The following is a 17,121-nucleotide window of genomic DNA, read 5'->3' on the forward strand; positions in this document are numbered from 1 at the left end:
GAAGGGGCAGAGAGCATATGCCGGCTATTGAATCGAAGCAGGAACAAAGCGAAAGGCAGGAGGCAAAAGCGCAGGAACGGTACGAACGGAAAAGCCGCGGCCAGCGCATGCGGGAACGAATCTCGGAAACAACCAATGTAGAATCCTCAGAAAGTCTGGATCAGATTTTTGAAGCCAAGTTGGCGGCGGTTAGTACGTATGAGCGTAAGCTTGCCACGATAACCGATCCTTATGCCCGAAGTGTGTTACAGGATATGATCCGTCAGGAACGCCGGGAATTAATGCATTTGACCGAATTGGCCGATTTTGTGGAGCAAAGTCCGGACATGAACGGTTTTACCCGGGCACACCGGAGAATGGGGCACCGGATGAAAATGAAAACAGGCCACAGCCCGGCTTTTTGGCTGGGAACAGCAGCACTGGGGATGTTATTGCTGCCAAGTGTGAGAGAAAAACTGCGGCCCTTGGCTATTAAAACGGTTCAGGGAATTATGGGCCTATCGGAGCAAGCCCAAGGAGTGTTTAGCGGTGTCCGGGAGGATTTGGAGGATATCGTCAGTGAAGCCCAGTTTGAACAGTTTAAACAGTCCATTGACAGTGCTATAGAGGAAACGGTGCCCGAGCCCACAGAGCCTGCACCTTAATCAGGAGGAACAAGATGGCGGATGTACAGGATTTGAAAGAAAAAGTATCCGGGATTAGCAAAGAATTACGGGAGGCTGTAGATATCAGCATTGAACTGCGCCGGCAATCACCGCAGGACAAGTCGGAAGTGATTGTGATATGGGAATTATTTTTAAAAGATTTTTTCGGGTATGTCAAACAAAGGAGCAAAGAGGCCAAGGATAATTTACTTTCCGGTGTTTCCTGGACGCGCTTAAAGTTTTTTTGAACAACAATAAGGTAAGCCTTACTGTTGTTCCTTTGCGTCACCAGGTCTTTCGTTTCCATATTTCTTTCCAGTATAAGAACAAATTGTAGTCGGATAGGGTGATACATGTTGGAAACAATGACAGGAAAGTACAGACTGATACCGGGACGTCTGAGAATGGAAGTCAAAGGACTTTACCGGAATAGTGTTCTGGCAAACTTACTACGAGAATGTCTGCCTGCCGTGGCAGGAATTCAGGAAGTAACGGCAAATCCGCTTACCGGGCGGATTTTGGTGTTATATGAGGCTGCGGTCATTGGCTTGCCAGACATCAGAGCAAAAGTGGACAAAGTGGTCAGTACCTATCAGACACTGGAGGAAGTTCGCCGTGAGGCCACGGCTTTACGACAGATTGCCGCTGCCGCTCCCCTACCGGAACGGGGAGAAACTTCCCATGCCGGGTTGTATGCTTTGACGACAGGCGGTGTTTTGGCGGCTATTTTTGCCAAACGACTGGTAGTAGGGCGCTCGCCGCTGGCTTCTTCACCCCATGTATTTAATCTGGTTGCTCTAACAACGATTATATCGGGATATCCCTTATTCCGCAGCGGCGTAAAATCGTTGATACGGCATAAACGGGTCAATCATGACATGGTTATTTTTATAGCCTCCTTGCTGATGCTGGCCATGCGGGAAAGTATAACCGGCTTATCTATTTTGTGGATTGTCCATTTGGCCAATTTCTTCCAATTCCTGATGCAGGCCAGATCCCGTGCCCAGATTGAGAAAATGCTTCAGCAAAAGCAGCAGCAATGGCTCAGTTTGGAGGCAGAACGCAGGCAGAGCATACAGGTACATAATATTAAAATTGGCGATGTGATTGCCTTACATTCGGGGGAAACGATACCTGTTGAGGGAAAAATTATTGCCGGCCAGGCGGAATTAAACCGGGCGGCGGTAAACGGTGATTGTATGCCTTATTGGGCTGCCAAAGGAGATACGGTTCAACCCGGGGCTAGGATTGAAACCGGAGCGATTCAAATTCAGGTGCATAATGTTGATAATGCTCCTTATAGGCCTTTAGCCTATGACATGGACAAATATGAGAGTCTTTGGCATATCAGTGACCGGTATGTCAACAAAGTGATGTGGTGGAGTCTGACCGTTGCCGGTTTGATCTTTCTGTTTACCCGGGACATACCCCGCAGTATCGCCGTACTGCTTGCCGGATCGCCGGCAGCCATTTCACTGGCGAGAAATTCGGCAATGGGGACGGCAGTCGCCCAGGCAACGGGAGACAATATTTATGTAAAAGAGCCCAGGGCACTGGAAACGGCAGGAGAAGCCGATACGGTTGTCTTCGACAAAACAGGTACACTTACGGAAGCTGTGCCGCAGATTAGTGAAGTTGTGGCAATCGGCGGTTTGAGTGAGGACGAAATAATACGTCTGGCGGCTGCAGCAGGAGAAAGGGAATATCACCCGTACAACCGGATGCTGCTGGCGGAGGCAGCTAAGCGGGGACTGCAGCTTCCGCCAGCCGACAGCCGGCCGGCTCCCGGCAAAGGCGTTTGCGCCACGATAGCGGGGAAGCAGGTTGCTGTGGGTAATCAGGCATTCATGCAGCAGGAAAAAATCCTGCTTGGCGGGGTAAAAGACCGGATTGTCCGAATGAAAATGAACGGAAAAACGCTTGTTTATGTCGCGGTTAACCGGGAGCTGTGCGGACTGATTGCAGTTCGGGACAAAATAAAGTCAGCCAGTTTCGAAAGTATAGCCGCTTTGCGCTGCCTGGGCATCCGGCATATGGCGCTGCTGACCGGCGATGCGGATGCTGCGGCCCAGGCGGTGGCCGCAACGCTGGACATTCCCTATACCTACAGCGGGGTGCTGCCGGAAGAAAAGGCCAGAATCATCCGGAATATAAAACGGCATGATTATAAAGTGATCATGGTAGGTGACGGCATGAATGACGTGCCCGCCCTGCAGGCAAGCAACGTGGGCATTGTCATGGGAAAGACCGGTTCCGGGCCCAGTATCAATAAGGCCGACATTGTCATAGGCGATGATGATCCAGCCAAAATAGCAAAAGCAGTGGTATTGGGAAAACGGCTAAATGAGGTGGTAAAGCAAAATATTGCTTTAGCTGCGGGATTAAACATAATAGGGATCGCTCTGGCTGCCGTCCGGCTTATTTCTCCGCTCACGGCGGGGCTGCTGGCCAATATCAGCACGCTGGGAGTTGTACTTAACTCGGGGCGCCTGTTAACTTCCGGCAGCAACACGCCAATGGGCCAACCCTTGAATTTGCAGCGTTTTGCCATGAATGAAGCTCAGCTCGGTTCGCTGCAGGCGGGTGAGGCGAAAAATCATATCCCGGCAGACGTAAAAAGCTGGCATGGGCTGAGTCCGGAAGAAACCTGCGAGGAACTGGGGACTTCCAATAAATGGGGACTGAGTGAACAGGATGCGGCACTGCGCTGCCTGCATTATGGACATAACCGACTGGCGGCACGGGCCAAGCCTTCATTTTGGCGGCAATTGCTGGATCAATTTAAGGATTTTATGGTTCAGGTGCTGCTTGGCGCCGCCGGTTTAAGTTTTATACTTGGTAAAAGAAGAGATGCCCTGCTGACGGTAGGAATTGTCACAGCCAATGCGTTTCTGGGTGTTGCCCAGGAACGAAAGGCCGGTCAGTCGTTAGAGGCCCTGCAGGAACTGGCGGCGCCGCAGGCCAGGGTAATCCGGGCAGGCCGGCAGGTCAAGGTGAGCGCCGCCGCCGTAGTTCCCGGTGATATCATTGTTCTGGAAGCAGGGGACCGGGTACCGGCGGATGCCCGGCTGCTGCAAGGTGTTCATTTTGAGGTGGAAGAAGCGTCTTTAAGCGGGGAAACGCTTCCGGTAAAAAAGCAATATAATAAGTTGGAAAAGGATCAGGTTGCCTTAGGGGACCGGAGAAATATGGTGTTTATGGGCACCACTGTTACCAGAGGACGGGCAACCGCGGTGGTGGTCGCTACCGGTATGCAGACGGAAATGGGCAAGATTGCCTCCCTGATCGGAGAGCAGAAGGAAGAGGCAACTCCATTGCAACGGCGGCTGGAAGAACTGGGGAAATATTTGGTGTATGGCTGCCTGGCCGTGTCGGGGCTTGTCTTTTTGGCGGGTACCTTACGGGGCGAACCGATGATCCAGATGCTGCAAACGGGAGCCAGTCTGGCTGTGGCCGCGATACCGGAGGGACTTTCCGCCATTGTCCTCATTGCTCTGGCTATGGGGGTTCAACGGATGAGCAAACGCAATATCATTGTTCGCCGGCTTTCCTCCATTGAAAATCTGGGATCAGCCACAGTCATTTGCTCCGATAAAACGGGAACGCTGACGCAGAACCAAATGACGGTGCGCGAAATATATTCGCCCGTTGGCCACTGGGCCGTCAGTGGGGAAGGGTATGATCCGGCGGGTAAGTTTATGGCTAACAATCAATCGGAAAAACCTAACAAGCTATTAAAAAAAATAGCAACAGTTGCCGCGCTCTGCAACAATGCAAAGCTGATGAAACCGGAAGAGGGAAAGCGTAAGGTAATCCCCTTAAGAGCCTGTACAACCACGAACTGGACGATTGACGGTGATCCAACCGAAGGGGCGCTCCTGACTTTGGCGGCAAAAGCCGGCATTGATATTGAACAATTCACTCAAACCCATTGCCGGGTGGTGGAATACCCCTTTGAATCAGAGCGATGTATGATGTCTGTGTTGTGTACCGATGACAGCAAACAGATGTCGCTTTACTCCAAGGGAGCTCCTGATAAAATCGTCAGCCTTTGTACTCACTATACCGATGGGGAATATACCTATCCGCTGGATGAGGCAACCCGCCGGAATATTGAACAGGCGAATAATGCTATGGCCGCAAGGGCACTGCGTGTGCTGGCCTGTGCTTACCGGTCTATGGAAGGAGAAGGGCAGGAACAGGTAAACGAGGATTGTCTGGTTTTTTGCGGCCTGGTTGGGATGATCGATCCGCCGCGGGCCGAGGTTCCGGAAGCTATCGCCAAATGTCATCGCGCCGGAGTCAAGGTCGTCATGATTACCGGGGACCATCCGAATACGGCCAGGGCAATCGGCCTGGAACTGGGCTTGTTAAAGGATAAGGGGCGCATTATTACAGGCCTGGAAATTGATAATATGACGGATGAGGAATTGGCGGCAGCGGCCCCAACAGCCTGTATATTCGCCAGGACTACTCCGCAGCATAAGATGCGCATTGTTAAGGCCTTCCAAAGCCGGGGCGAGGTGGTTGCCATGACCGGCGACGGGGTAAATGACGCTCCGGCCGTAAAAGCCGCCAATATTGGCATTGCCATGGGGATAACCGGTACCGATGTTACCAAAGAAGCGGCTTGCATGACCTTAGCCGATGATAATTTCGCCACCATCGTAAAGGCCATGGAAGAAGGCCGTTCGATTTATAATAATATTCGTAAGGCCATACGGTATCTGGTTGCGACCAATGTTGGCGAGGTAGTGCTTATGTTTTTGGCCGTTGTGCTAGGCATGCCGCTGCCGTTAATACCGATACAACTCTTATGGATTAACCTGGTCGGTGACGGATTGCCGGCGGTCGCTCTGGTCAATGATCCACCGCCGGCAAATATAATGGAACAAGCTCCCCAGTCAAGCAGTGAAAGCGTATTTGCCCATGGGCTGGGCAGGAAAATTATAAGCAGGGGCTTGATTATCGGCGTTAGCAGCTTATTGCTGTATGGCTGGAAACTGCGGCAAAGCGGTAATTTATTGCTTGCCCGTTCTTTGCTGCTGGCCCAGTTGGCTATCAGTCAGTTTATCCATCTTTTTGACTGCCGGATCGAGAAGGGAGTCAAAAAAACGGAATGCATAAACAACAAATGGCTGTTTGCGGCAATAGCGCTATCTATGACCATGGTTATCGGTTCCATTCATCTGCCGTTTTTGCAGCCCGTATTCGGTACCGTTCCATTAACGGTATGGGAATGGAGTCTGGCGATCTTTGTGTCTATCGTAACTGCTGCCTTTGACTTTTGGTTATGGAGGGGACCGGGCAAGGAATCACCAACGCGTCTCTTACCACGGTTAAGGTCATTGCAGGAGAACTAAAACTGAAGGGATTGGATGTTTATCACCTCTTTGCTAATACTAGTCTTGTATCAACCTTAATACTGTTGGGTTGCGGCGGGAAGATTTTTTGTAAAATCTCCCGTCAGTATCCACGGCATAGGGCTGACACGGCATAAGAGGCGAGGAGGTGATGCTATGTACTGGCTGCTGGCACGTCCCGCAATTGGCTGGGGCGCATTCCTGTTGATTCATGCCATCGGGATTCCTTTTGTATACGGTGTGGGTAAAACCTGCGCAATGAAAAAAATGCAGGAAGCGAAGCAGGACCCGGGAATTTAGGAGAAAACTTGGTCGGTTCTAATTTATGGAATGAAAACAGATGCTTTAGATGTTCTGATTAGACCGGAAAAGTTGTACTTGTTGATATGTAAAAAAGAGTCGCCGCTATGCAATAGTGGCGACTCCGTTCTTTTATCGCTTATTCTTTGTGTCTGTTATGGGGGGATTCTAAATCGGTATCTAAAAGTTCGTATGGTGAATTTTCCGGGTTTTCATAAGCCAAGCCGTCTGGTACCTCTTCAGTATCGTTTCTATCGGTGCGGCTGGTCCTGGCTTCTTCTACTACATCTTTAAAGTTACGGCGTATTTTCCGCGCTCTATCCGACAACGTTAAGGCACCTGCGGTGGTTGCTACTGCGACACGGCGGCCTTGGTGCCTGACGGTATCTTTAATACAGCCAATGGTTTCCGACAGAGTGTCCTGTGGAGATCCGCTATAGTCTCTGGCTTCCGCCATAATGTCCGCGGTGCTTTCCTTTAGTTTGCCTCCTAAATCTTTAACACTGTCCGCAACGGCCAGAGCTCCCCGGGTAGTCATGACGGCAACCATGCGGAAACCCCGCCGGACAGGTGGAAAAGCAACGGCAATAGCAGCACCGGCGGCTAATAATGTAAGCGGAGAACTATTGTTGAGAAATCTTGTTCCCAAGCGTAGGATGTTCATGCTCTACTCCTCCTTTTTGTATAGTGTTTCCGGAAGTTTTGTTGCTATGTAGACCACTATGATATTTTATTATGGAGAATTTTATAAGGATAAGAACCTGAAATCGGTAGTAAAGTTTTTTTTTTTGCAAATCCCCGAGAAAATTGCAACTTAGGCTTTCCTGGGTGCAGCTTACCTTTGCATGTATTGATTAAGCCGATTTACTGACCTATACTTGAGATAGAGAAACGGGAGGTGGTCAGCATAAAAATCACGATTGAGAATATACCCGACGGAACGGAGCCGGAAATCATCATACGGGCTAATGACGTTGATGAGGCATTGCTGCAGTGTATTGATTCAATGAAATCAGTTTCCAGGAAGCTGGCAGGAATGGCCGATGGGGAAATGCATATCGTCGATCCCCGGGATGTTTTTTATTTTGAGTCGGTCGATAATAAAGTATTTATTTACTGTCACGAAAAGGTTTTCGAATCAAAACTAAAGCTTTACGAGATTGAAAAGCTCTATGAGAAGGGGGATTTCTTCCGAGCCTCTAAATCAACCATACTTAATATTACTAAAATAGATTCGTTAAAGTCGATTTTCTATGGAAGACTTGAGGCTTTGCTGCAAAATGGTGAAAAAACAGTTATTTCCCGGCAATATGTTCCTGTTCTCAAACAGAGATTAGGTTTATAAGGAGGTTTTTAGTGATGGATGTCGGTCAATATATAAAACCAATCGTATCGGATATTTTTAAAGCCTGCGGGTGTTTGCTGATTATAATGGCGTTGTTTTTAGGAATCAATTCATCGGAAATAATCAGGCCTGTACTGTTGTGGCAGATCATTGTCCTGTCTGCGGCTTTTGCCCTGTTTAAGGTTGCTTATACCAATCCCCTTGATTTGACAGGAAAAAGACAGGTCATTGTGTTTTCTCTTTGCACCCTTCTGGCAGATATATTGATTGTTCTATGGTTATTTATGATTAGTCCCAACACAGACAGCAGCATCATTCTAGCCTATATTGTGGTGATTTTTATCGTGAAAGGAGTCGTCTTTGCCATGATGTATATTGACGGTGAAAAAGAGGCAAGACAGATTAATGAAAAACTAAGTGAGTACAAAAACAATACTGAAAAGTGAGTTGCCGGTGTTACCATACAGAACGTTTCTTTGGGTTTGGCAAAAATATAGGCAGGTGTAATGAAGCGTCAGCGGGAATATCTAATGGGTGACAAATGAGACTGAATTTCGCAGGAATAATGGATCTTATTTCCGGAAACTTCAAAAGGGTATGGCATGAAAAGCGTCGTTAGTGGACGTTCCGATAATTTGAAGACACGCTCTCAGGATAAAAATTAAAAAGCTTGTGAATTAAGAACTGCTTTATATATTAAGCGGTTCTTTTTTGTCCGATAAACAGGGTAGAACTTTTTGCAAAACTATCTTGCAAATAGTTCTACTTTTTTGAAAAATCCCGAGTCAGTATACTAAACATGCGAGGTGGATTGAAATGACCAGTAAGGAATTGGAGTTGATCTCGTTTTTAATTGCCAGAAATGAATACAGCACCTATGGAGAATTGAAAACCGCATTGCAAAAGTCGGAGCGTACCGTCCGGTACTATCTGGAGCAGGCCAACCAGGTTTTGCAGCAACAGGGGTTTCCCTGTATTGAGCAGGACCGGAAGCTGGGGGTCAGGCTGCAGTTTACAGCAGCCGAAAAGCAGCACTTTTTCTCGTTGCTGAACGCCAGCCAGGAACAGACGGAATATTATCCGGCCGGCGAACGAATCCTCAGGATTTTGTTTTCCATCTTGCAGAATCAGGAGCCTACCTTTGCCACTACCTTTATCGATGAACTGATTACCAGCAAAAGCTCGATTGACTCCGATATGAAAACCATTCGCAAGCTGGCGAAAGAGTATGGGGTCGTCCTTAAAAGTACACCCAGGGAAGGTTTTAGATTCCAGGGTGATGAATGGGCGGTCCGGTTGTTCCTTAATAATGTGATCAATCATTATATCAATCTGGAAATGATGATGGATAATGGCCGTAATCATTTCGTTTTTTCCAAGAAAGAAAAAATCGTTTTGGAGTATTTAAATGAAAAACTGTTGTTCAGTATTTATCGCCATATTGAACAGATAGCCCGCAGTGAAGGGTTTGCCTTCAATGAGATTCATTTCCGGCAAATGGCGGTTATTTTTGCTATTTGGTATAAGCGTTTCACTCAGGGATACACCGTAACCAGTACCAATTGTCTGCCGCTGCGCTATGAAAAACTGCATTCCTACCAGATGGTGGTGCAGCTTTTGCAGGAGACAATGGGAGTGGAAGCGCGCGCTATCAGTGAATATGAGCGTTACTATCTGTGTTTTATCATTGATAGTTTTAATATTAAACATTCGACAGTCTTGAAAATTGACTGGGGCGGCTTGCAACTGTTAACCATCCAACTGATTCAGGAGATGGAGCAGCTCACCGCAATTCCCTTCTCCCAGGATAAAGAACTATTTGAGCGGTTGTTTAATCATATCGAGCCGTTGATCAACCGGATCAAAAATGGGGTCAGCATTTTCAATCCGCTAAAGAACATGGTTATGGAACAGTACAGCATGATGTACAACACGGTACACAAGGCCGTCCGGGTACTGGAACCGTTCTGCCGGCAGAAGCTTTCGGCAGAAGAAATTGCCTATCTGACGCTGCATTTCAGTGCGTCGGAGGAAAAACTGGCTCAATGCAATCCGGGGAAATACCGTGTGGTCATTATCTGTGGTCATGGCGTGGCTACGGGAGAGTTATTGGCGGAAAATCTTAAAAAGTATTACCAGTTTGACGTGATGGGTGTTGTCAACGGCTATGATATCCACGCCATTAAGCGGCTGGGTGCCGACTTTGCCCTAAAAACGATCGACATGGAAATCAATAATCTACCTTCTTTAAAAATCGATCCGGTACTGACCGAACATGACCAGCAGAAAATCAAACAGTTTCTGGATAATCATCCAGGCATTAAAAAATCTGGCACCACTCATTTGGCGGCGGTTGATTTTTTTAGAGACATTTGCAAAATAGCCGAGAAACACAGCACCAAGTTGAAACTGGAGCCGTTCATTGAAGAACTGGAACAACTGTTTGCCATCAATAAAATCATTCTAAACCGTCAGGGGGTTCAACCAATGATCCGTGAAGTGCTAAAAAATCAGCATATTCTGCTGCAGCAGATATCCCCAAACTGGGAAGCCTGTATCCGGGATGCCGCGCAGCCGCTGCTGGATGAACAATATATCAAACCGGAGTATGTAACGGCGATGATCGCCGCCGTGAACAAATACGGGCCGTATATTGTTGTTGGAAAGGGAGTGGCCTTGGCCCACGCCCGGCCGGAGGACGGTGTGCTGAAACTGGGACTTAGCGTCATGACCCTGAAGACGCCTGTCCGTTTCGGTCATGAAACCAACGATCCGGTCAGTCTGGTCTTTTGTCTGGCGGCTGTTGATAATTTCTCCCATTTGAAAGTAATGAAGTCGATTGTCAACATCATTAGTGAAGACTCAAAAATTGAGGAGATTGCCGGTCAGGCTACTATCGCTGGTTTTCAAAAGGTTTTGGATGAATTTGAGGAGGGGATGCAGGCGTGAGTTTCTGGGTTTTAGTTCATTAATCAGAAAAGAGGGGTCAGTATGAAGCGGAAAATCAAAATGCTTATGGTGTGCGGCGCCGGTCTGGGCAGCAGTTTTGCCTGCCAAATGAGTGTCGAGGATGTATTGAACAAGCTGGGGGTGGAGGCGGATATGGATCACTGCGATATTTCCTCTGCCGTGTCGATGAATCCGGAGGTTATTATTACGGCCAGCAATTTTAAATCCCAGTTTGAACAGTTTACCCTTCCGGAGACAACAACTATTTTATATCTGAAAAATATTGTCAGCAAAGCGGAGATTGAGGAAAAGCTGGTACCCTTACTGCAGGTCAAAGGCGTCCTGTAGACCTGAGTGCAAAGAGTGAAGGAGGATGTTTATGTCAATCATTAACTTTATTATCACCAATATTTTGACGCAGGCGGCGATTACCATTTCGTTAATTGCCATGCTGGGGCTGGTTTTGCAAAAGAAATCGGTGGGACAGACCATTGCCGGAACCTTTAAGACCTTATTGGGCTTCCAGGTATTATCGGCCGGGGCGGGTATCATTGTCGGCAGTTTGATTTACTTTGGCAAGATTTTTACCGAAGGGTTTCATATGCAGGGGATTATTCCTTCCATCGAAGCCATTAACGGACAGGCGATGAACGAACTGGGGCTGGGCAGCCCGATCGCCTTTACTTTTTTAGCTATCTTTATTGTAAATATTATCATTGCCCGTTTTACCAAGTGGAAATATATCTTTTTGACCGGTCAGGCCATTCTGTGGATGGCGACTATGTGCACCGTGTTTGGTTATAGCGCAGGCTTTAGGGGCGTTACACTGGTCGTAATCGGTGGTATTGTGGGCGGTATTTTTGCCGTAGCCATGCCGGCCATTGCCCAACCGCTGATTCGTAGGATCACCGGCAGCAACGATATTGCACTGGGCCATTTTTGCACCATCGGATATTTGTTTGAAGCAGCGGTAGCTAAAGTCTGCGGCAATCCGGAAGAATCCACCGAAGATATCAAGCTGCCCAAAGGGTTTGAGTTTTTGCAGGATACTTACCTTTCAGTGATGGTTGTTATGGTGCCGCTTTACCTGATTACCGCCTTTTTTGCCGGACAGGAGTTTTGTGCTCCCCTGGCCGGCCATACCGACTATCTGGTCCATGCCTTTTTGCAGGCCATTCAGTTTGTCGTTGGCGTTTATGTCCTGCTAGCCGGCGTTCGCCTGATTCTGGCCGAGATCGTGCCTGCCTTCCGTGGCATTGCCATGCGGCTGGTGCCTAACGCCATTCCGGCTCTGGATTGTCCGGTGTTATTTCCCTATGCCCCGCATGCCGTCATCATTGGTTTTGTGACCACGACTATCGGTACAATTATCGCTATGTTTGTGCTGCCTATATTCGGTTTAGCTATGATTTTGCCGGGGATGCTGACCAACTTTTTTGCCGGTGGCACGGCCGGGATCTTTGGCAATGCGACAGGCGGCAAACGAGGTGCCATTATCGGCGGTATCGCCCACGGTTTCTTTATCACGTTGTTACCGGCGCTGCTAGTCACCGTGTTCAGCCATTTGGGCTTTGCCAACGCGACGGCGACCGATGTCGATACCGTGGCTGCCGCACTCTTGTATGCCTGGATTATCAGTCCGCTGATGAGTATATTCTAATCATAAAGAAGGGATAGGACTTGTTTTTCTTTAGAAAAAAAGAGGCTAAGCCAGCAGATTTTACCGCTACGGTGAAAAAGGTTGATCCGGCATTAAGCGGTCAGGTGGCAGAACTAAAGCAGCAGTTGGAAACAGCCGGTGGTGCTAGGCGGCTCGAACTGCTCAATGAACTGGGCGGTAAGCTGTTTGTGCTGAAACAGACTGACGAAGCTATTCATTACTATGAAATGAGCATTCAGAAAAACCGTACGCTGGGCAAGGCGTACACCGATTTGCTGAAGCTATACAATGTTAAACGGCGAGAAGCGGCCGAACGGAATGATGACGAGCAGCTTCAGCAATATCTTGATAAAATTGACGCACTGATGAAGCTCTCGAAGGATGTCATTCGCGGCCTGGAGTAAAAAAACTGTGGGCAATGCGCAGTCAGGAGGAAATCATACATGTATACTACCTTGAAAAAAGTGACGGAGAAAGCGACCCGGTTGAACTTTACCGTGGGCGCCTTTAACATGCATAATCTGGAGATGCTGCCGGCCATGATCCGGGCCGCCAAGTCCATGGGTTCGCCCATTATCATCCAGACCAGCGCCGGTACAGCGGAATATATCGGCTACGGCGTTATCGCCAATGTGTGCAAGCACTTGGCCGACTATGAAAGCGCCGAAGTCGTACTGCACCTGGACCATGCCAACAAATTTGAAGACATCCGGAAGGCCATTGCCGCCGGTTACTCTTCGGTCATGTTTGACGGTTCAGCGTTGAGCTTTAAGGAAAATGTTTTGAGAACACAGGAAGTAGTTGACTATGCTCAGGCCAGAGGCGTGTCGGTGGAGGGCGAGTTGGGAACTATTGGCGGTATGGAAGACGGGCTGGTAGTGACGGAACAGCAAAAGGCCTACACCAATCCGGCCGATGCCAAACGGTTTGTGGCTGAGACAGGGATTGACGCTCTGGCGGTTGCCGTAGGCACCAACCATGGCCAGTATAAATCGAAAACCGAGCTCAATATACCGCTGTTGAAGGAGATCCATGAGACCGTCGATATTCCTTTGGTTATTCACGGCGGCACCGGTGTCAAGGATGAGGACATCAGACAGTGCACTAATCACGGCGTCCGCAAGTTCAACGTGGGCACCGAGCTGCTGGTTGGCTGGACACGGGAAGCAGCCAGGTATTTTTCACAAAGCAAGGAGAATACGTCATTGCGGAAAAACATCATGCCCTGTAATGAAGTGGTTTTCAATATTATCAGAAATAAGATCGGTATTTTTTTAAACGCATAGTCAAAAAGGTGCTATCCGTTTGTGGAAGGCGGTCAGACATGAGGCAGCCGCTTTTCCGAACGGGTGGCACCTGTTTGTTTAGCAGAAGGGAGACGGGGATATGAAGAAGACACTTATCCTGCTGGCTGGGTTTCCCGGTACGGGAAAGACCTATTTAGCCAATAAAATACGGCAATGGCAGCCGGCGTTTATCCTGTTGTCACCGGACGCGATCAAAGAAAAGTTCTGGGATGAACAAGGCTTTGACAACCTGGCGGAAAAGGAAGCGACCATCCGGCTAAGCTGGGCGTATTACTACGACAAACTGCGCGACTATATGCAGGCCGGTTCAGCCGTCATGTCGGACTATCCTTTTAGCAATAAGCAAAAGGATAACCTTGCCGGTTTGGCAAAGCAGTATGGTTATCAGATCATTACCCTGCGGCTGACGGGAGACTTAGCAGTTTTGTTTGAACGGCAAAAACAACGGGACCTGGATGTTTCCCGGCATTGGGGTCACGTGCTGACAAGCTATCATCAGGGACAACAGCCGACTGACCGCCATGAAGCAGATGCGCTGCTGGATTATGATGAATTTAGCAAACGCTGTCTTACCCGTGGTTATGGTGAGTTTTCCCTGGGCTATTTGATCAAGCTGGACATGACGGATTTTAGCGCCGTGAACTATGAAGAGCTGTGCCGGCAAATGAAAGAACTGTTGAGGTAGTCTGGGATGTTGTTTAGCATAGACGAAAACAATTTCATTCTGTTTGATTAACTCTTGGCGGTGGTACTGTGGAATCCTGGGGGACGGTACTATTGAATCTGTTCAAGGCTTTCGATATACTTGTTTGGATAGGTCAAGTAAAATGAGGCGTAGTTGACATATAAACTGTCCCTGCGGGTGGATAAAAAAGTAAGCATCTGGTGTTTTCAAATCACCGGATGCTTACTTCTAGTAGCGGTCTCTCAGACATTTAACTAATGAGTGCCGCCATCAACAGGCCGCTGCTGATGCTTAGGACGGCCGAGAATATACCTACCGCGATATTCCCGCCGGAAATTTCTGCGGTTACCTTGATGGGAGATAACAGCCTAAAAAAGCAAAATATAATAATTTCAAACAGGATACCAACAAGGCCCCAGATTGTTAGATCTAACAGATTGGCGGAATGGAAGATAGCAGAGGCAAGAACGGTGGATAATCCGATAATCTTACCGCCTAAGTCGCAGGCAACGGCGATGGCGGCGTCTACCTGGCCAGGATCATGGGTGTTGCTGCCGGCGTTGATCATAGCAAAATCGTTATAAGAAGTAGTCCGGGTGAACATCAAGATTCCGAATATCATTAAAGGGATTGAAACTAACAGATACAGTGAAAAATTGATTAAGCTGGTATACATATTTAAATAATTCCTCCTTATTTATGAATTCATTAAACTTATGTAAGGTGAATAGGCAAAAAATAAGATAGGTCATCAGTAATGCTTTCCCCAATGCGGGCGCTGATGGCTGAAGCTTTACCGTTTATCAAAAAAGAACCCCACAGCAAGTGCCCACGGTAAGGACCCTTCAGGGTTTCAACCTCGGCGACTTCCAATTCGACTTTTTTCTGGTAAACAACAGACTGATCCTGGAACGTATTGACTGTACATTGAGCCAGGGTGCCATCGGCATGATGCAGGCTAATACCAATCCCTTCACGGCCAAATACCGGTTTTATGACATAGGGGCATTTATGTAAAAAGTGATTTTCCAGATAAGTCGGGAGCATATAGCAGGCAATGATCTCCTGTTCTTCCTGATTGAAGAAGTCCGTGGTTTGGCATACGTTCCAAATGAGTGCCTGCAAGGCCTTGCTTTGCGATATGATAGCTCCCGGTGGATTTATAATTGCTAAATTACCATTGGCAATAAGCTTGAGGACATATTCACCGGTGGGAAAGCCGTCGATATCTGTTTCTGTGCTGAGTACTCCCAGCGGATGCAGTCGATAGAGGACGTCAATGATTTCCAGCTTTTCGTTAAGCAGGGAATACAATCGATTATTGAGTAGACGCAGATCTTTTAACGGTACGAATTTAGCCTTCGACCTGGCGAGATGCATTAGATAGCGGGCTGTTCCCGCATCTTCGGCATGCCAGTCTAAAGCGCTGAAAACGACGGAATCAGTGGCGTAACCCAGACGAGCGTATTTTTCTATCATACTCTGGAATGCAATAGTGATTTCGGATTCCAAGCCGTGATTGGGGTTTTCCAGCCCGTAATAAGCGCAGACTTGACCGTTAACATAATATGATTCAACGATTCCGCCGGGAGTATCGCTGTTAAATTCCAGCATTTTTAGACCTTCCGTCGTTTTGGCAAAGTCAAAACGACCGATTAATGTGGGCATTTCCGGGAGAACGGGAATTCTGGCGGCAGCGATGACTGGTTGAGGAATGCCCAGCTCTAGGAATAGTTGCTGATCGCCTGACTGAATAATGGCTGTGGTCTTAGCAAATACTTTACCAAGCTGTTCGGAGGCATAGGCTAATTCCTTTTTCAACTGCTCAGAAATGCCATACAGGCAAGAAAGAGCATATTCGTTATCATACATCCAATCCCAGGTGAAAATTCCCTCGGCTCTTACCAGGCCATAGATTGCTTCCCGCCTTTTGGCATAATCCATTATTCAAGACCACCCGCGAAGGCACTGCCAAGGCCTCCTCTAACCCCGGTAGAAATCGACTCGCCATGGGTCGCCGTGCCGCTGCCCTCGCTCGCACTTGCACCGTTACTGCTGCGGTAAAAGCCATGCCCTGAGCTGCCGCCTGTAGTACTTTGACAATCGTTGTCATCATAATAAACCGTATAGATGATGCCTGCCGTTACGGCAGCGGCGATAAACAATCCTACCGTTTTTATACTTCTGTTTCTGGTTTCCTCAGGAGAAGCTAGGTTCTGCCGGTAAGATGACACATATATTTTGTCTTTCATATCTTTTTACTCCTTTGCTTCCGGTTCGGCATACAAAACGTATACTTTTCGATCTTCGTCAATTTCGGCGGAAGTTTTCCGCCATTCACGGCCCTGCCACATAAAAAAATCGCTTTGAAGCCGAAGCGCCGCCTGCAGATGATCTTTATATTCATTAATAAATAATAGGGGGTAAAGATCAGCGTTTTCTTGGTAGTGGCGAATTTCTAAGGGGATACTTGCTTCATTAAATCTCATATTGTCGGTATATGTTGTAGTGATATCTTCAACTTGTCTGATGTAGATTATGTAGGATAAAGGTCCGGTGGCACAAGCTGTTTTTTCATATAAAACTCCGTCTTTAACAAAATAATCACAGGCAAAACGTGCGATAACTTCCTCTTCGGAAATGTGTTCATAATGATAGAGCACGGGAAAGCTATTTTCTTCAGAAAACAGGCGATATTGCAGATTAGACACAGGAGCACCCCTTAACCAATGGTGGCATATAGTTTCAAAATATCCAATAATTTGATATTCAGAATATAATTTATGCAAAAATCTAGAAAACCCTGCTTTTTATGGAAAAAGTCATTATATGGATTTTATGGTCCATTGTAAGTTTTTTTGTGTTGGA

General features: G+C 47.7%; 17 protein-coding genes. 12 read left to right on the forward strand and 5 right to left on the reverse strand.

All coding sequences use genetic code 11. The annotated features are described in order from the left end of the window. The first annotated feature begins 17 nt into the window (after positions 1–17). From F3H20_RS04975 to F3H20_RS19835, 4 genes are all read left to right on the forward strand, one after another. Entirely contained in the window at positions 18–644 is a 627-nt protein-coding gene (locus F3H20_RS04975; protein WP_149733844.1) for a hypothetical protein, read from the forward strand. A 14-nt stretch (positions 645–658) separates the two neighbouring features. Then, a complete protein-coding gene (locus F3H20_RS04980; RefSeq protein ID WP_149733845.1) occupies positions 659–892 on the forward strand; it encodes a hypothetical protein in 234 nt (77 codons plus the stop codon). A gap of 117 nt (positions 893–1,009) precedes the next feature. Continuing rightward, positions 1,010–6,007 carry a heavy metal translocating P-type ATPase gene (locus F3H20_RS20350; RefSeq protein WP_316842562.1) on the forward strand — a complete coding sequence of 1,666 codons (4,998 nt, stop codon included), beginning with the start codon at positions 1,010–1,012 and terminating at the stop codon, positions 6,005–6,007. 156 nt (positions 6,008–6,163) lie between these two features. Continuing rightward, on the forward strand, positions 6,164–6,307 hold the full coding sequence (locus tag F3H20_RS19835; protein WP_188128203.1) for a hypothetical protein: 144 nt from the start codon (positions 6,164–6,166) through the stop codon (positions 6,305–6,307). 139 nt (positions 6,308–6,446) lie between these two features. Here F3H20_RS19835 and F3H20_RS04990 read toward each other — a convergent pair whose 3' ends face one another. Further along, complete coding sequence (locus F3H20_RS04990; RefSeq protein WP_149733847.1) at positions 6,447–6,971, reverse strand: hypothetical protein; 525 nt, start codon at positions 6,969–6,971, stop codon at positions 6,447–6,449. Between the two features lie 234 nt (positions 6,972–7,205). On the opposite strand from F3H20_RS04990, the gene F3H20_RS04995 reads away from it, so the two are divergent. The 8 genes from F3H20_RS04995 to F3H20_RS05030 all read left to right on the forward strand — a co-directional run bounded on the left by F3H20_RS04995 (position 7,206) and on the right by F3H20_RS05030 (position 14,253). Further along, the gene (locus F3H20_RS04995; RefSeq protein ID WP_223191629.1) at positions 7,206–7,652 is read left to right on the forward strand and encodes a LytTR family DNA-binding domain-containing protein; all 447 of its coding nucleotides are present in this window, start codon (positions 7,206–7,208) and stop codon (positions 7,650–7,652) included. Between the two features lie 11 nt (positions 7,653–7,663). After that, the gene (locus F3H20_RS05000) at positions 7,664–8,098 is read left to right on the forward strand and encodes a DUF3021 family protein (protein ID WP_149733848.1); all 435 of its coding nucleotides are present in this window, start codon (positions 7,664–7,666) and stop codon (positions 8,096–8,098) included. A 370-nt stretch (positions 8,099–8,468) separates the two neighbouring features. Next, the gene (locus F3H20_RS05005) at positions 8,469–10,601 is read left to right on the forward strand and encodes a BglG family transcription antiterminator (protein ID WP_149733849.1); all 2,133 of its coding nucleotides are present in this window, start codon (positions 8,469–8,471) and stop codon (positions 10,599–10,601) included. A gap of 42 nt (positions 10,602–10,643) precedes the next feature. After that, the gene (locus F3H20_RS05010; protein ID WP_149733850.1) at positions 10,644–10,949 is read left to right on the forward strand and encodes a PTS sugar transporter subunit IIB; all 306 of its coding nucleotides are present in this window, start codon (positions 10,644–10,646) and stop codon (positions 10,947–10,949) included. A gap of 31 nt (positions 10,950–10,980) precedes the next feature. Then, positions 10,981–12,261: a PTS sugar transporter subunit IIC gene (locus tag F3H20_RS05015; protein ID WP_149733851.1), complete on the forward strand. Its 1,281-nt coding sequence runs from the start codon at positions 10,981–10,983 to the stop codon at positions 12,259–12,261. Positions 12,262–12,281: 20 nt separating this feature from the next. After that, positions 12,282–12,665, forward strand: a complete 384-nt coding sequence (locus F3H20_RS05020) for a tetratricopeptide repeat protein (protein ID WP_149733852.1) — start codon at positions 12,282–12,284, stop codon at positions 12,663–12,665. A gap of 39 nt (positions 12,666–12,704) precedes the next feature. Next, on the forward strand, positions 12,705–13,547 hold the full coding sequence (locus F3H20_RS05025) for a class II fructose-bisphosphate aldolase (protein ID WP_149733853.1): 843 nt from the start codon (positions 12,705–12,707) through the stop codon (positions 13,545–13,547). Positions 13,548–13,647: 100 nt separating this feature from the next. Beyond that, entirely contained in the window at positions 13,648–14,253 is a 606-nt protein-coding gene (locus tag F3H20_RS05030) for an AAA family ATPase (protein WP_149733854.1), read from the forward strand. A gap of 250 nt (positions 14,254–14,503) precedes the next feature. Here F3H20_RS05030 and F3H20_RS05035 read toward each other — a convergent pair whose 3' ends face one another. The 4 genes from F3H20_RS05035 to F3H20_RS05050 are packed head-to-tail and all read right to left on the reverse strand — an operon-like array spanning position 14,504 to position 16,964. Continuing rightward, a complete protein-coding gene (locus tag F3H20_RS05035) occupies positions 14,504–14,929 on the reverse strand; it encodes a DUF350 domain-containing protein (RefSeq protein WP_149733855.1) in 426 nt (141 codons plus the stop codon). A 38-nt stretch (positions 14,930–14,967) separates the two neighbouring features. Further along, positions 14,968–16,197: a glutathionylspermidine synthase family protein gene (locus F3H20_RS05040; RefSeq protein WP_149733856.1), complete on the reverse strand. Its 1,230-nt coding sequence runs from the start codon at positions 16,195–16,197 to the stop codon at positions 14,968–14,970. Then, complete coding sequence (locus F3H20_RS05045; protein ID WP_149733857.1) at positions 16,197–16,505, reverse strand: hypothetical protein; 309 nt, start codon at positions 16,503–16,505, stop codon at positions 16,197–16,199. The genes F3H20_RS05040 and F3H20_RS05045 overlap by 1 nt, the downstream gene beginning before the upstream one ends. Positions 16,506–16,511: 6 nt before the next feature. Further along, a complete protein-coding gene (locus F3H20_RS05050; RefSeq protein ID WP_149733858.1) occupies positions 16,512–16,964 on the reverse strand; it encodes a hypothetical protein in 453 nt (150 codons plus the stop codon). Between the last annotated feature and the right edge of the window lie 157 nt (positions 16,965–17,121).

The sequence above is a fragment of the Propionispora hippei DSM 15287 genome (assembly GCF_900141835.1).
GTDB classification, from domain to species: Bacteria; Bacillota; Negativicutes; order Propionisporales; family Propionisporaceae; genus Propionispora; species Propionispora hippei.

What these genes read in the sequence shown, in the direction of transcription:
- F3H20_RS04975 (WP_149733844.1), top strand. Translation starts at nt 18, where the DNA reads ATGCCGGCTATTGAATCGAAGCAGGAACAAAGCGAAAGGCAGGAGGCA.
- F3H20_RS04980 (WP_149733845.1), top strand. Translation starts at nt 659, where the DNA reads ATGGCGGATGTACAGGATTTGAAAGAAAAAGTATCCGGGATTAGCAAA.
- F3H20_RS20350 (WP_316842562.1), top strand. Translation starts at nt 1,010, where the DNA reads ATGACAGGAAAGTACAGACTGATACCGGGACGTCTGAGAATGGAAGTC.
- F3H20_RS19835 (WP_188128203.1), top strand. Translation starts at nt 6,164, where the DNA reads ATGTACTGGCTGCTGGCACGTCCCGCAATTGGCTGGGGCGCATTCCTG.
- F3H20_RS04990 (WP_149733847.1), bottom strand. Translation starts at nt 6,971, where the DNA reads ATGAACATCCTACGCTTGGGAACAAGATTTCTCAACAATAGTTCTCCG.
- F3H20_RS05005 (WP_149733849.1), top strand. Translation starts at nt 8,469, where the DNA reads ATGACCAGTAAGGAATTGGAGTTGATCTCGTTTTTAATTGCCAGAAAT.
- F3H20_RS05010 (WP_149733850.1), top strand. Translation starts at nt 10,644, where the DNA reads ATGAAGCGGAAAATCAAAATGCTTATGGTGTGCGGCGCCGGTCTGGGC.
- F3H20_RS05015 (WP_149733851.1), top strand. Translation starts at nt 10,981, where the DNA reads ATGTCAATCATTAACTTTATTATCACCAATATTTTGACGCAGGCGGCG.
- F3H20_RS05025 (WP_149733853.1), top strand. Translation starts at nt 12,705, where the DNA reads ATGTATACTACCTTGAAAAAAGTGACGGAGAAAGCGACCCGGTTGAAC.
- F3H20_RS05030 (WP_149733854.1), top strand. Translation starts at nt 13,648, where the DNA reads ATGAAGAAGACACTTATCCTGCTGGCTGGGTTTCCCGGTACGGGAAAG.
- F3H20_RS05035 (WP_149733855.1), bottom strand. Translation starts at nt 14,929, where the DNA reads ATGTATACCAGCTTAATCAATTTTTCACTGTATCTGTTAGTTTCAATC.
- F3H20_RS05040 (WP_149733856.1), bottom strand. Translation starts at nt 16,197, where the DNA reads ATGGATTATGCCAAAAGGCGGGAAGCAATCTATGGCCTGGTAAGAGCC.
- F3H20_RS05045 (WP_149733857.1), bottom strand. Translation starts at nt 16,505, where the DNA reads ATGAAAGACAAAATATATGTGTCATCTTACCGGCAGAACCTAGCTTCT.